Raw genomic sequence first — 13,197 nt, 5'->3', positions numbered from 1 at the left:
CGACCCGTGCCCCCGGAGCGGGCTCCCTGACCGGGCTTCCCGACCGGGCTCCCGACCGAGAGGTGTGCCATGACCACAGCGGAAGACCCGATCGAGCTGCTCGCCCGGGCGCTGGCGCAGACCGCCGGGCTGATCGACGGCACCGGCGTCGAGCTGGCCGGCCACCCGACGCCCTGCCGCTCCTGGGACGTCGGCGACCTGATCAGCCATCTGCTGTACGACCTGCGGCAGTTCACGGTGCGGGCGCGGGGCGGCCAGCCCGACTGGTCACAGCCCTTCGAGCGGGTGGAGGAGGACTGGCTGCACGCCTTCGAGGCCGGGGCCGAGGAGCTGGCCGACGCCTGGCGTGCGGCCGGCGACCTCACCGGGACGCTGGAACTGCCCGGCGTCGGCACCCTGCCGGCCCGCTTCCCCGTGGACCAGCAGACCGCCGAATTCGCCGTCCACGGATGGGACTTGGCCCGAGCCACCGGCCAGCCCACCGAGGGCCTCGATCACGGGGTCGCGCTCGCCGCCCTGGCCTGGGCCGAGGGCGCGCTCAAGCCCGAGTACCGCGGCGCTGAGAAGGACCGCCACGCCTTCGGCCCGGCCGTCGCCGCGCCCGAGGACGCCCCGCCGTACGACCGGCTGGCCGCGTTCTTCGGGCGCGACCCGGCAGCGCCGATCGCCCCGTAGCGCGCGACCGCCGCCCGGGGCCACCGCGGCCTGCACCGGGAGGGCGAACCCGGTGCTGGAGGCGGCCTGCTGGTCGAAGGCGGTACGGGCGACCCAGGACAGCGCCGAAAGCTCGGCCGAGGGCCGGCGGGCCCCGGGCTGTGGCCCAGGGCCGGGGGAACGGTCTTGAGTAGTAGCAGTACAGCCGTTAGCGCTAAGGAATGATCATGAGGGAAGTGCCAAAGACATGATCAAGCGCATTGTGACCACAGCCCTTGTCGCCGCTACTGCTGCCCTGGCTGTGTCTACGCCCGCCCTGGCCGCTGAGCAGCCCGCCCTCGACACCATCACGACGCCAGGCCCCTCGCAGGGCCTGTTCAGCTTCAGCCGCCTTGCCACCGGGGACAAACTCGTACCGGACGTGGTCATGCCGAAGGCGGATGCCTTGAAGGCTGCTGTTGGCTCGTACGTCCCGAAGACGGACAGGGCCAAGCTCAACGCGCAGGTCGCCAGGTTCGTCATGAAGCCGACCATGAACATTTTCGCCGGAATCGCTGGTCTGGGAGTCTCCGAGGCGGACCGCCCCACCCCCCTTGCCGACTCTGTGTCTGATCTCGGGCGCTGACAGCCACCGACGCAGCCGCCTAACCCGGCCGCGAGACTTCGGCGGTGAGCACAATGCGCCGCCCGCTCGGGCACGGACCGGCCCTCCTGGACGACGACGAGGCGGCGCGCGCCGTCCGTGGCCGGACAGCCGCAGAGCGGGCTGCCGAGGAGACTCCCCAGCAGCCCGCCCCGCAGACGGCGACCGCGGTACGGCGCAGCCTCGGGGTCGGTCCCCGTATCTCGGCTGAACCCCGGGGGCCTGTTCTCTCAGGGCCTCTGACCGGGTATGTAGTCGCTGGATCTCTACCCGTGGCCTCTATTCGCTTTACAGCAACGAGTGATTGATCTGCGGCTTTGCGCTATCAAGATCTGGCGGCTTCTGGGCGTACCTCGGCGCTACCCCCAAATGACCGAACCCGCTTCGCTAGAGGTTCTTAGCCTTCTTCGCTCCGCCCCAGAGCGAGCCCGGGTTCGCTCGGTTCGGGTACAGCGCGAGCATCGCCTCGTACAGTTCGGCCGCGGTCTGGGTTTCGGCGTCGAGCCGGTTGAAGTCCGCCAGGAACTTCTTGGTCTCGGCCAGGATCTTCGGGTCGTCGGGTAGGTCAGGGTTCTTGTGGCCGGCGACGACGAAGGCGGGGTCGAGTGCGGCGAGCGTGTCGGTGGCGCGCATCCACTCCTCGCGTGACGCGGTGGTGGTCTCGCCCATGTACTGGTGGATGCCGTTGTAGGCGACATCGCCGGCCACGACGAGCCGCAGGTCCGGCACCCACAGCGCGGTGCTGCCCTCGCAGTCGGTGAAGCCGGTCTCGACCGCCCGCAGCGGATGCCCTTCGAGGGTGAACGTGTCGCCGTCCAGGACCTCCGGGAAGACCTGCGGCAGCGGGACCTGTCCCGGAAAGCGTGAGGTCCAGAAGGTGTCGAGGAACGGCGGGCTGCCCTCGAAGGTCGCCTTGGCCACGACTGCGGCGGTGGAGACCGCCTTGGCCTGGGGGAAGGCTTCGAGGAGCTGCTTGACGCCGAAGGCGTGGTCGCCATGGCCGTGGGTGATGTAGATGTAGGCCAGGTTGCGGTTGTGGGATTTCACCCAGTCGACGAGTTCCTGGTTCTGTTCGATGGTGAGGAACGTGTCGACCACTACCGCGTCGCGCTCACCGTAGATCAGCGTGGCGGTGTTGGAGACCCACTGGAGGTCTTCCTTGCCGGGCGGCAAGTCGCGGGTAAGGCCCGCTCGGCGGAGGCACAACGTGTCGTACTGCAGTGATGATGCGGGCGCCGTCATGGCGTGTTCCCTTCCACAGCTGTTACGGCTGGCGATAACGCTCTGGCGGCTCTCCATCCGGTGACGGCGAACACGCTCATGGATTACCCGGCCATGCACGGCCGCTTGTCAGCGTATGGTCTGAATTGTGGTGATGCATGCCGGGTCGTATCGGGGATCGCGGGCGGACCTCTTCCTGGCGGTCGGCGGCGGTGAGGTCGGTGCGCTGGGCGACCAGGCGCCGGCGCAGGTCGAGTTCCTCGGGGGTGAGCGGTTCGTCGGCCTGGCGGATGAGGGCGGGGCGGGGTCGCAGCGGTAGGTCGTCGTCCAGCGCGGTGGTGGCGGCTTCCTCGGCGTCGGCGAGCGCCCGGTACAGGGACGCGACCGACGGGTTCTTCCCGGTGTTCTTGCCGGTCTTGATGACGAGCTTCTTGGCGATGTCGGGGACCGGGGTGCCCTTGGCCTTGAGCGCGACGGCGAAGGTCAGCATGTCGTCGTCGATGACCTTCGGCCGACCGCCGTGGTTGCCCTTGCGGGCGGCGCTCTGTTGGCCCTCCAGGGTCTTCTCCCGGATGTAGTTGCGGTCGAGCTGGGCGGCGACGGCGAGCACGGCGAACAGCATCGAGCCCATGCCGCTGGGGTCGTAGATGCCGGTGAGCGGGCCGGTGAGGAGTTCGAGCAGGATGCCGGTGGACTCCAGGTCGGCGGAGAGCTGCATCAGCTCGGCGGCGTTGCGGGCCAGGCGCTTCATCTCGTGGACGGTCAGGATGACCACCTGGTCGGGGGCCGCCTCCTTGAACTCGGTGGCGAGCTTGAGCGCGGCGGCCATCTCGGGGCGGTGCTTGACGCGGGTGCTGATCTTCTCCCGGAAGATCTTCGTGCAGCCCGCCACCTCCAGGGCCTCGATCTGGCTGGCCAGCTCCTGGCTGACCATGGACGTACGGGCGTACCCGATCCGCACGGGCCGGCTCCCCGCGGCGGGCTCGGGGACGACGGCGAGCGCCGGGCCCGGCTGCCAGGTCCGGCCCGGACCGCGGTCGGCGGGGATGAGGACTTCGAGGTCCTCGCGCAGCGCGGGCACGAGGATGAATCGCGGCGTGTGGTACTTCGAGGCGGTCTTCCCGCCGAGAGTCCGGCACGGGCTGCCGGGTGGCGCCTCGCACTTCGGGCATTCGTGTCGTTCCACCGCAGATGCTGCCCGATCGGGCGTCAGGTCCATGGCAGAAGTCTCTCAGAAGTGCTTCGCAGAAGTGCGGAGTTCTGAGAGGTTTTCTGCGAGAGCAGATCGGGGTGAATCGGACACGGTTCGGGTCTCTCTCAGAACTCGCACATCTGATCATTTGTGAGAGGCCGCCGGGGTTGAGATCCGGCAAATTCCCTCGGTGGCGAAGGATCGAATGCCCATGATCACCTCATGACACTGAGGAATCACAAGATTACCCAGGGCGCCAAGTGGCGGGGGATCCGTTCCGCAGGCCTCACCCTCTCCTCGGCCTTGTTGCTGACCTTCGCGACAGCGCCCGGGGCGCACGCCATCGTCGGGGGCAAGCACGCCAGCATCGGGGAATTCCCGTTCATGCTGAGCCTGCGGATCAACAACCAGCACTTCTGTGGCGCGACCCTGATCAAACCCGGCTGGGCAGTGACCTCAGCCCACTGTGTCGAGGGCCGCAGAGCCGCCAACCTGAAGATCTACGCCGGGTCGTCCTCCCGCACCCACGGCGGCCGGACATTTAGCGCCTCGAAGATCGTGAAGGCCCCGATGTATGACGACCCGAACCTTGACTTCGACATCGCTCTGATCAAGCTGAACGGTGCAGTGAGCGGGCTTCGTTCGGCAGACCTGCCTGCCGCCGGCGCCACAGCTCCCACAGGGACGGTCGCGGACATCGCGGGCTGGGGATACACCGGGGAAAACGCCACAAAGGCCTCCGCACAGTTGCAGTACGCGCAGGTCACCGTCGTGGACCACACCACCTGCAAGAAAGCCTACAAAGAATACGCCGTGACCGACCAGATGCTCTGCGCTGCAGCCCCTCAGGGGAGCGTGGACGCCTGCCAGGGGGACAGCGGCGGCCCGCTCCTCCAGGGCAACACCCTGGTCGGAGTCATCTCCTGGGGGATCGGCTGCGCCAGGGCCGACCTCCCCGGCGTCTACACGGATGTCGCCAAGTTCAGGACCTGGATCGATACGACCATCGCCGCCACCGACACCGCCCCGGCGCTGCCGGGCCTGTAGGCCATCAAGGCAGGACTCGCGCCCGGGACCGGCTGTCAACACCGACCGGGCACCAGACCGTGCAGAAGTCGTCACCCGCGCTGCCGCCCGCCCAGAGCGTCAAAGGTCTGGGCGGGCGGCAGCGCAGCACCGAACCCGCCAAGGGCGGCCAGCTGGTAACCATGCGGCGTACTTCAACGCCGCTCTCCTCTCGGTCGTGCCCGGGGGCTACTGGTCGCCGGGATCGGTGTCGTCGTCCACCGCGTCCGGATCGCGCAATGGACGCAGGGCGCCCTCGGGCTGAGAGGGGGTGAAGGCGTAGCGTCCCAGGACGTTCAGATGCCCGGCCTTGAGCGGGGAGAGGCGGGCGACGTCCTCGTCCAGGACGTCGTGCTCGCGCTGCTCGGCGGGCAGTGCCCGCAGTGTTTCGACGGCGGCGTCGAGGTAGCGGGTGTTCCACAGCACCACGGCGTTGAGGACGAGTCCGAGGCTGGCCAGCTGGTCCTCTTGGCCGTCCTTGTACGCCTGCTGGATGTGGCCGCGCCTGCCGTGGCAGATCGCGCGGGCCAGGGTGTGGCGGGACTCCTGCACGGTGAGCTGGCGGTTCATCCGGCGCCGGTAGGTGTCGTCGACCGGGTCGACCAGGTCGAAGAGGTGGAAGGTCTTCTCGATCCGGCCGTACTCGGCGAACGCCTGGCCCAGCGGGGTGGGGTGGCCCTCGCGGCCGAACATCCGCAGCAGGTCGTAGGCGCGGACCTGGTTGGTGATCAGCGACCCGGCCACGCGGAGCATGTCGGGCCACTGCTCGCGGATCTTCTTGAGGTTGACCTTGTTGCGGGCGATCGCCTCCAGTGGCCCGTAGCCGGCCGCCGGTTGCTCGCCGGGTATGTCGGCGCGCCAGAACCGCTGGTCGGCCAGGTCCCGGAAGCGCGGCGCGAAGCGGAAGCCCAGCATCTTGAAGATCCCGAAGACCATGTCAGAGTACGAGGCGTTGTCGGTGGCCACCATCTCCGGGCGCACACCGCCGTCCAGGTTCAGCAGGGTGTCCAGGATGAACAGGGAGTCGCGCGGGGTGCCGGGCACCAGCATCGCGCCGATCCCCGAGACCTGGTCATTGAGTGCGTTTAGCCAGGTCAGTCCCCTCTTCTGGCCAAAATACTTGGGTGAGGGCGCCGAGTTGATGCTCCGCTTGGGCACGACGAACCGCAGGCCGTCCACCGAGGCCAGCAGCCCGCCGCCCCAGCTCTGCGCGAGCGGCACCCGGGCCTGGGCGGAGATCAGCAACCCGTTGGCTGCGGCGATCGTGTCACCCCGCAGGTAGTTCTGGTCGACGTGGGAGAGCCGGCTGCGGGTCAGCTCCGGGTAGGCCAGGTTGGTCACCGGCGTCAGCCCGATGTTGCAGCTCTCGGACACCAGCAGCGCCACCAGGCTGACCGGCAGGCCCTCCATGCGGGTCGCGCTGGTGGACACGTGGGTGAAGGCGTCCAGGAACCCGGTCCAGGAGTGCACCTCGAAGAGCAGGTCCGGCAGGTCGATGCGCGGCAGCATCGCCAAGGTGGTCTTGCGCAGCCACTGGAGCGAGGTGCTCTCGCCGAGCGCGCCGAGCTTGTCCACGCTCAACCGGGCCCGCCCGCCGTCCGGCGGCACCACGATCTCCACCTTCGCCGCCGGCCCAGCCTCCTCCAGCCTGGCCGCCATCTGGCGCCACGCCGCGTCCAGGCCGCGGGTCAGCCCGTCCAAGTGCTGCTCGACCGGCTCGGTCAGGCTCAGGCCGGCCAGCACGTCCTCGCGCACCGCCTCCCACCTCGGCCCGTCCAGCAGCCGGGCCCGCGGGTCCGACCAGCGGTTCGACGGCGAGGCGAAGACGTCGCGTCGGGTCAGCGCGCGGTGCAGCTGCTCCAGCACGCACACCACGTAGGCGTCGCGGTCCACCGCGCCCTCGGGGAGCGCGGTGTTGGAGTACACCGCCTTCTTCCAGGCCGGCGGCACCAGCTCGGCGTCGATCTCCTTGGGCAGCAGCGGACGCTGGGCCACCTTGCGCCGGGCCAGCACCGGAAGCCGGCGCACCGCCTTCAGCACCCGCCGCCCGCCCTGCGCGGCGCCCAGCGCGTCGCTGTCGCCCAGCAGCGCCAGGAACGGCCGCACCGTGTTGTAGCGGCCGGTCAGCTGCTGGCGAAGCGCGATCTCCGCCGAGCCGTCGTCCTCGGGGACCAGCTGCTCGACCACCCGCACCGCGTTGTTCACCGCGGCCCGCGAGACGACCTCCTCCAGCGCCCGCCACAGCGCCGCCGTGTCCAGGTCGCAGCCCGCCTCCTCGGTCAGCTCCAGCTGCCGGATCAGCACCCTGGCGCCTTCGCCACGGTGCGCGACGCCTTCTCCAGGTGCGGCAGCATCACCAGCCGCTCCCGGTCCGAGGCCCGCCGGGCGGGGTTGATCAGCCTGGTGGCCATCAGCAGCGCGAACAGGTCCAGCGCGTCGTCGATCGCCGCCGCCTCCAGGCTTCGCACCACCGCGGTCAGCAGAGCGGTGCGCTTGGGCTCCGCCGACCGCTCCAGCGTCTGGGCCTTCGAGGCGAGCCCGTACCGGGCCAGCGTCGAGAGCCGGTTCACCGGCACCCGCGTCAGGTTCACCCTCCCGAGCTGGAACGCGGAGATCTCGTTCACCCGGTCCAGCGCCCGCGCCATCGCGGTGCCGGTCGTGCGGGTCGGCGACCGGCGCAGCCGCTCCAGCTCGGAGACCCGGGCGCCGTCGGGCACCTCCAGCAGCCGCACCAGCGCACCCGGCAGCACCGCATCCGCCCGGTGCGCGGCCCGGGCCACCGTGGCGTGCAGCCGCTTCTCCGCCACCGCCCGTACCTCCGACACCTGCCGGGCCAGCACCGAGACGCCCGGCAGCAGCACCCGGTGCCGGCGCAGCCACGCCACCGCGTGGTCGAACAGCGCCACCGGCCCCTCTGCGTGCGTCCAGGCCCGCCCGTGCAGGAACGTGCGGAACCGCCGGCCCCACCTCGCGTCCTCGAACTCGTGGTAGCCGTAGGCGTCCCGGATCTCCCAGGCGTGCTCGTACGGCGTCATCTGCCGCTCGGTGTACCGCTTGACGCACGAGGCGTCCTCGACGCCCAGTTGCTCGGCCAGGTAGTCCACCACCGGCCAGGGCACGTCCAGCGGGTCCGCCAGGAACAGCCCCACGTACCGGACGGTGCAGATCTGCAGGGCGAAGCCGAGGCGGTTGTGTTCCCCGCGCCGTTTCGAGATCAGCAGGCGGTCCTCGTCATCGAGGAAGAAGAACCGCTCCAGCTCAGGGCGGGTCGGCACCTCGTTGAAGGCGCCGTACAAGGCCGCCTGGTCATCAGTCAGGAACTCCACGGGCATGGTCACCGACCGTACGCGGCCAACCACATGCCGACTGGGGAGTTACCGAATCGCGATCAAGAGGATCAACCGGCGACCAGCATCACTGCACCTCAGGCCCGCCGCCGCTCCTTAGCGCTAACCGCTGTACCGCTACTACAAGCGCCGCCAATTGCATCTGATGCGAACTCGCGACGGTTCGCGAATCGTCGGGGGCAATGGCGCTGATCAGCACGCTGACCACGGGTGTTAGCCCGGCCTGCTGGTGGTGACGGTAGCGGCGGACGTGGCGATGACGCCAGTCGGGGTCACTCGTCCGGCTGACTGACCTGCGGTTTGCCCTCCGACTCGCATCAAATGCGGTTTTCTCGCATAGGACGCGAGTGACGGAGAGTGGTGGGCCGGTGGGGTTCAACGGGTCGATCCCAGGTGCAGCACGGCTGCACCTGGTGGACGGAGTCGCGCTGCTGCGGCCGGAGGAACAGGTCTTCACTGCGATGCTGACCGGGTTCGCGAACCAGCAGCTCGCGCGGAATCTGGCCCGGACGACGGTGGAGGGCCGGGAGAACACGGTCAAGGCGTTCGCCGCGTACGTGAATACCTACCCGTGGCACTGGACGCCGGCGATGGTCGACGAGTGGCTCGGTGACCTGCGCTCGCTGAGGGACCTGCGCCGTTCCACGATCCGGTCCTACTCGGAGGCGGTCCGGGCGTTCTGCCACTTCGTCACCGACCCGCTCTACGACTGGGCGGCCACCTGCGAGGAGCGGTTCGGCACCCACCCGGTCCAGGTCGTGCACGAGTGGAACACCGCGGTGCACGTCCAGGACAACGAGGCCGACGCGAAGAAGCGGGCGTTCACCAAGGCCGAGCTGCACGCGTTCTTCGAGCACTGCGACGACGAGGTTTCCCGGATCAGGGCCTTCGGCCGCAAGGGCTGGCTGCCGGCGTTCCGCGACGCCACCCTGTTCAAGACCGCCTACGCCTACGGGCTGCGGCGCAACGAGACGCGGATGCTCGACGCCGCCGACTTCGGCCGCAACCCGCACGGCGCCGAGTTCGGCGAGTTCGGACGCTGCCAGGTCCGGTTCGGCAAGGCCAAGAAGGGCTCACCGCCCAAGCGCCGCGGCGTGCTGACCGTGTTCGGCTGGACTCCCGATGTTCTGGACGAGTGGTTCACCGAGGTCCGCCCGCTGCTGGGCACCGACGGCAACCCAGCAGCCTGGCCGTCCGAACGCGGGATGCGGATTGGCTGCCAGCGCATCAACTCCCGCTTCATCACCTACCGCAAGGCCCTGGGCCTGGACGACGGACTGGACTACCACTCCTTCCGAAGGTCCTACGTCACCCACCTCATCGAGGACGGCTGGGACCCCCGCTTCGTCCAGGAACAGGTCGGTCACGAGCACGCCAGTACCACGTCCATCTACACCTGCGTCTCCTCGGACTTCCGCACCCGCACCCTGCGTCGGCACCTGGACGCCACCGTCGCCGCCGCACTCCAGGCTCAGAACGGGGAGCGGGCATGAAGCGCAAGGTCGGCTACACCTGGCGGTTGCGTGAGGTGATGGCCCAGCACCGCATCTTCACCGCGACCGAGTTGGTCCCACTGCTGCGCGAACGCGGCATCGACCTGTCCGCCTCCCAGGTCCACCGCCTGGTCTCCGGAACCCCGGAGCGGCTGTCGCTGCAGGTCCTGTCCGCGCTCTGCGACATCCTCTCCTGCACCCCGGCCGACCTGGTGACCACCACCGCTGAGAACGCCGGTGTCCGCATGGCCGCCTCCGGCGACCTGCCCACCCCGCCCGCGAACGTCGCGAAGCTGCGGCCCCGCGCGGCCCGCATCCTGCCCGACGCATGAGCCGCCCCTACGCCACCGACGAGCAGTACGAACGCTGGTTCATGGCCGAGTGCTGCCGCTGCGGCCAGCGCAGGCACAAGGCCGGCACCTGGCCGGACGGATATGTCTGCCGGACCTGTTCGGACCGCGCGGTGCGAACGCGAGGATCCTGCCCTGGCTGCGGCCAGGACCGCGCCCTCCCTGGGCGTCACCCCGTCGACGGCTCCGCGATCTGCACGAACTGCGCCGGCTTCTCCCAGACCTTCGACTGCTCGCGCTGCGGCTTCGAGGGCAAACTGCTGGGCGGACGGCTCTGCGAACGCTGCACGCTCACCGACCGGCTGACCGAGCTCCTGGACGACGGCACCGGCCGCGTCCGGCCCGCGCTGACGCCCTTGTTCAACCTGCTGGTGGCGATGGACGAGCCCAGGAGCGGGCTGTCCTGGCTGGCGATGCGCCGCGGCCAGCCGGGAAACGCCTCCCAGATGCTGCGGCGGCTCGGCCGCGGACAGGTCCCCCTGAACCACGACGCCTTCCACGAGCTCCAGCCCTGGCGGGCAGCGGCTCATCTGGAAGAACTCCTGATGACCAGCGGAGTCCTGCCCGCCGTCGACAAGTACATCTGCTCCTTCCAACGATGGCTGCCCGGCCACCTGGCCGGCATCGCCGATCCCGAGCACCTGAAGACGATCAAGCTTTTCGCGACCTGGCGCGTCCTTCCCCACCTGCGGGAACGAGCCGATCGCAGTCGGATCACGCCGAGCGTCCGCGGCTTCGCAGCCGAGCAGATCACCTGCGCGACGGCATTCCTGCAGTGGCTCAGCGCCCGGAACAGTACCCTCGCGTCCTTGGGCCAGCTCGACGTCGACGCCTGGTTCGCCGAGAACACCGAACGCGGCCGCACCTGCCTGAGGCCCTTCCTCAACTGGGCCATGGAGAGCCGCCGGTGTCCACGTTCCCTCTCCATCCCCGCACTGAGGATCTCCCGGCGACCCGTCCTGAGCGAGGACGAACGCTTGGCCGCACTCGGCCGGCTGCTGACCGACCCAGACGCACCGATGCGCCTCCGCGTCGCCGGGGTCATCGTCCTCCTCTACGCGCAACCCCTCACCCGGATCGTCCGGCTGACGATCGACGACGTGCTCCACGACGGAGAGACCACGCTTCTCCGGCTCGGAGAGCCTGCCTCACCCATCCCCTCACCGGTCGCAGCCCTGCTGCTGGCCTACATCGCGGACCGCGGCAACATGAACACCGCCACCAACCAGGCATCCCGCTGGCTCTTCCCCGGCCGCCGAGCCGGCCAGCCAGCCCGCCCCGACCACCTCTCCTCGCTCCTGCGCGAGATCGGCATCCCGGTCGCCGCCGCCCGCGGCGCCGCCATCCGACAGCAACTCCTCGAACTGCCCGCCCCCGTCGTCGCGGACGCCCTCGGCTACCACGACAAGACCACCAGCCGACTCCTCCGAGAGAACGGCGGAACCTGGAGCCGATACGCCGCAGGCGACCACACCCGGTCACCGGCAGGCTGGGCTCCCCATCGACTCACCGACGGTTGAAGCTCAAGTCGCGTCCCGGAGCGGCTGCGGGTAGCCGATCTCGGCGATGTCCTCGGCCAGGTCTACGAGGGTGACCTCCGAGTTCAGCGATGACACGAGCTCATGACTCAGCGGTCGCAAGACATACACATCGCGCACCGCTTCCAGGTCCACGGAAACCTCGTAGTAGTCCTCGGCGAAGCGCTGGAACGCCTCCGGCGAACGGTCGACCAGGAGCTCGAACAGGCCCGTCGCCCCATCGGGGTCAGACCACCCGGTGGGGAAGTCGATCACGCCGTGCCGCCACCGATCGTCCGTCGCCTCCCGCCACAGACAGGCCGTCACGACGGGCACGTCGTCCTCATCGGTGAACGCGGGCTCCGTGACGAAGGGCTTGAAGGCTTCCGCAACCTCGTCGATCACTCCCGGCCAGGGCTCGCCGTCGTTGCCGTACGGGCTCATCGGTGCTTCGTGGTCGAAGCCACGGATATAGGCCCCGGCCGCCGAGAACACGATGGAGTACTCGTCCCCCGAGCCGTTGCGCATCGACGCCATCTCCTCGCCGTCAGCCCAGCCGGCGTTGAAGGAGTAGTACCGGCCCTCCCAGTCCGGGCTCAAGATCGCATCGAGCATCGCCAGTGAGCGGCACAGGTTCCGCAGGTCAGCGATGGAAGGGAGCCGGCGAGCTACGTCATAGACAGTCACGTGCTCATCCAACCGGATGCCCCTGACACCCAGAATCTCCCCCCAAGGCTGTCACGCTCAGTAGCAATGCCGGAACGAGGTGGGTCAACTCGCGACGGTTGAATACGCGAGCCCACCAGTACCGAAGCCGAACACCCGCTACATGGACGCCGCCCTCACCCAGCTCCGTGCCGAGGGCTTCGACGTCCGCGACGAGGACGTCGCCCGGCTCTCGCCGTTCGTGCGGCACCACGTGAACATGCTCGGCCGGTACAGCTTCCTGCTGCCCGAGATGCCCGGCGGGCTCAGGCCGCTGCGCGACCCGGAGCGTGCAGAGGCGTGAGCGCGGGGCCGGGGTGGGGTTCTGCCCGGCGCCCCGGTCCGTGGTTCAGCGTCCCGGGTGGATCACCCAGCCGTCTCGCGTGATCGTCAGGCTGTCGGGGCCGGCTTCCATCCATGCCTCGAAGAACGGCTCGTCGGGCAGGCCCGGGGCGAACGAGCCGGCGGAGCGCGCGAACTTCTCCGGGTACGTGTGGGACCGCAGGCTGAGGATCAGGCTGCCGAACTCGTCCGGGACGACCTCGTAGGTCTCCTCGTGCGCCGGGACCGTTCCGCCGGCGGGGTACCGGACGGTCAGCACGTCGCCCGCCCGCGCCGGAAACCACGTGGCGCTCTGCAGCGACTTCCCGCCGTCGAGCAGGGCTGACATCTCGCCGCCGAAGTCACGGCGCGACTTGGCCGCTTCGGCCTTTGCCAGAGGGGATTCATCCATGCCTGGTTCAACGACGCCCGCTGTCCGCCGTTCCGGGCGAACAACCACCCGCCGTTATCTCCTCGGTGGCGTTTGCACCGGTCACGGCGTTGCAGAGGGGGGCGGGAGCCGTCACGGCGGGCGGGGTGGTGACGGCTTCGCGGACCCGCTGGCGGGCCCGGTAGGCGGCCTGCCTGCACCGCGGGCCGCAGTAGGTCGAGTCCCGCCGGTGGAGGTGGCCGAGGACGAAGCGGCGCCGGCACGACGGGCAGCGCGCCACCCGCTCGTCGTCGTCACC

10 protein-coding genes and 3 pseudogenes are annotated in these 13,197 nt (G+C 69.5%); 7 read left to right on the top strand and 6 right to left on the bottom strand.

Features of this window, described 5'->3' with window-relative positions:
• The first annotated feature begins 69 nt into the window (after positions 1-69).
• Both AC0B61_RS29540 and AC0B61_RS29535 read left to right on the top strand, forming a co-directional pair.
• Positions 70-675 carry a TIGR03086 family metal-binding protein gene (locus AC0B61_RS29540; protein ID WP_471744334.1) on the top strand — a complete coding sequence of 202 codons (606 nt, stop codon included), beginning with the start codon at positions 70-72 and terminating at the stop codon, positions 673-675.
• Positions 676-901: 226 nt separating this feature from the next.
• A complete protein-coding gene (locus tag AC0B61_RS29535; protein ID WP_471744332.1) occupies positions 902-1,279 on the top strand; it encodes a hypothetical protein in 378 nt (125 codons plus the stop codon).
• A gap of 405 nt (positions 1,280-1,684) precedes the next feature.
• On the opposite strand, the gene AC0B61_RS29530 is transcribed toward AC0B61_RS29535, so the two are convergent.
• Together AC0B61_RS29530 and AC0B61_RS29525 are read right to left on the bottom strand one after the other, a co-directional pair.
• Positions 1,685-2,539, bottom strand: a complete 855-nt coding sequence (locus AC0B61_RS29530) for an MBL fold metallo-hydrolase (protein ID WP_471744330.1) — start codon at positions 2,537-2,539, stop codon at positions 1,685-1,687.
• Between the two features lie 76 nt (positions 2,540-2,615).
• Positions 2,616-3,737 (bottom strand): recombinase family protein, encoded by a 1,122-nt coding sequence (locus AC0B61_RS29525; RefSeq protein WP_471744328.1) that lies wholly within the window; start codon positions 3,735-3,737, stop codon positions 2,616-2,618.
• A gap of 195 nt (positions 3,738-3,932) precedes the next feature.
• Here AC0B61_RS29525 and AC0B61_RS29520 point away from each other — a divergent pair, with 195 nt between their 5' ends.
• Positions 3,933-4,757 (top strand): S1 family serine peptidase, encoded by an 825-nt coding sequence (locus AC0B61_RS29520; protein ID WP_471744326.1) that lies wholly within the window; start codon positions 3,933-3,935, stop codon positions 4,755-4,757.
• 207 nt (positions 4,758-4,964) lie between these two features.
• On the opposite strand, the pseudogene AC0B61_RS29515 reads toward AC0B61_RS29520, so the two are convergent.
• Positions 4,965-8,107, bottom strand: a pseudogene (locus AC0B61_RS29515) (Tn3 family transposase).
• A gap of 428 nt (positions 8,108-8,535) precedes the next feature.
• Here AC0B61_RS29515 and AC0B61_RS29510 point away from each other — a divergent pair.
• From AC0B61_RS29510 to AC0B61_RS29500, 3 genes are read left to right on the top strand one after another with little or no spacing between them, the layout of a single operon-like run.
• Positions 8,536-9,615: a tyrosine-type recombinase/integrase gene (locus AC0B61_RS29510; RefSeq protein WP_471744324.1), complete on the top strand. Its 1,080-nt coding sequence runs from the start codon at positions 8,536-8,538 to the stop codon at positions 9,613-9,615.
• On the top strand, positions 9,612-9,947 hold the full coding sequence (locus AC0B61_RS29505; RefSeq protein ID WP_471744322.1) for a helix-turn-helix domain-containing protein: 336 nt from the start codon (positions 9,612-9,614) through the stop codon (positions 9,945-9,947). Before AC0B61_RS29510 ends, AC0B61_RS29505 begins: the two co-directional genes overlap by 4 nt.
• Entirely contained in the window at positions 9,944-11,485 is a 1,542-nt protein-coding gene (locus AC0B61_RS29500) for a hypothetical protein (protein WP_471744320.1), read from the top strand. Before AC0B61_RS29505 ends, AC0B61_RS29500 begins: the two co-directional genes overlap by 4 nt.
• Positions 11,486-11,488: 3 nt before the next feature.
• On the opposite strand, the gene AC0B61_RS29495 is transcribed toward AC0B61_RS29500, so the two are convergent.
• A complete protein-coding gene (locus AC0B61_RS29495) occupies positions 11,489-12,169 on the bottom strand; it encodes a hypothetical protein (protein ID WP_471744319.1) in 681 nt (226 codons plus the stop codon).
• Between the two features lie 130 nt (positions 12,170-12,299).
• Here AC0B61_RS29495 and AC0B61_RS29490 point away from each other — a divergent pair.
• Positions 12,300-12,491 (top strand): annotated as a pseudogene (locus AC0B61_RS29490) (Tn3 family transposase); the annotation flags it as partial.
• A gap of 45 nt (positions 12,492-12,536) precedes the next feature.
• Here the strand turns inward: AC0B61_RS29490 and AC0B61_RS29485 are convergent.
• Both AC0B61_RS29485 and AC0B61_RS29480 read right to left on the bottom strand, forming a co-directional pair.
• A complete protein-coding gene (locus AC0B61_RS29485) occupies positions 12,537-12,920 on the bottom strand; it encodes a hypothetical protein (protein WP_471744317.1) in 384 nt (127 codons plus the stop codon).
• A gap of 7 nt (positions 12,921-12,927) precedes the next feature.
• Positions 12,928-13,197, bottom strand: a pseudogene (locus AC0B61_RS29480) (hypothetical protein); the annotation flags it as partial.

The sequence above is a fragment of the Kitasatospora sp. NPDC023385 genome (assembly GCF_055664045.1).
The sequence above is the reverse complement of the archived record's forward strand: the minus strand, read 5'-3'. Positions and strand labels throughout refer to the sequence as shown.

Coding starts and splice junctions, on each gene's coding strand:
- AC0B61_RS29540 (WP_471744334.1), top strand. CDS start 70: ATGACCACAGCGGAAGACCCGATCGAGCTGCTCGCCCGGGCGCTGGCG.
- AC0B61_RS29535 (WP_471744332.1), top strand. CDS start 902: ATGATCAAGCGCATTGTGACCACAGCCCTTGTCGCCGCTACTGCTGCC.
- AC0B61_RS29530 (WP_471744330.1), bottom strand. CDS start 2,539: ATGACGGCGCCCGCATCATCACTGCAGTACGACACGTTGTGCCTCCGC.
- AC0B61_RS29525 (WP_471744328.1), bottom strand. CDS start 3,737: ATGGACCTGACGCCCGATCGGGCAGCATCTGCGGTGGAACGACACGAA.
- AC0B61_RS29520 (WP_471744326.1), top strand. CDS start 3,933: ATGACACTGAGGAATCACAAGATTACCCAGGGCGCCAAGTGGCGGGGG.
- AC0B61_RS29505 (WP_471744322.1), top strand. CDS start 9,612: ATGAAGCGCAAGGTCGGCTACACCTGGCGGTTGCGTGAGGTGATGGCC.
- AC0B61_RS29500 (WP_471744320.1), top strand. CDS start 9,944: ATGAGCCGCCCCTACGCCACCGACGAGCAGTACGAACGCTGGTTCATG.
- AC0B61_RS29485 (WP_471744317.1), bottom strand. CDS start 12,920: ATGGATGAATCCCCTCTGGCAAAGGCCGAAGCGGCCAAGTCGCGCCGT.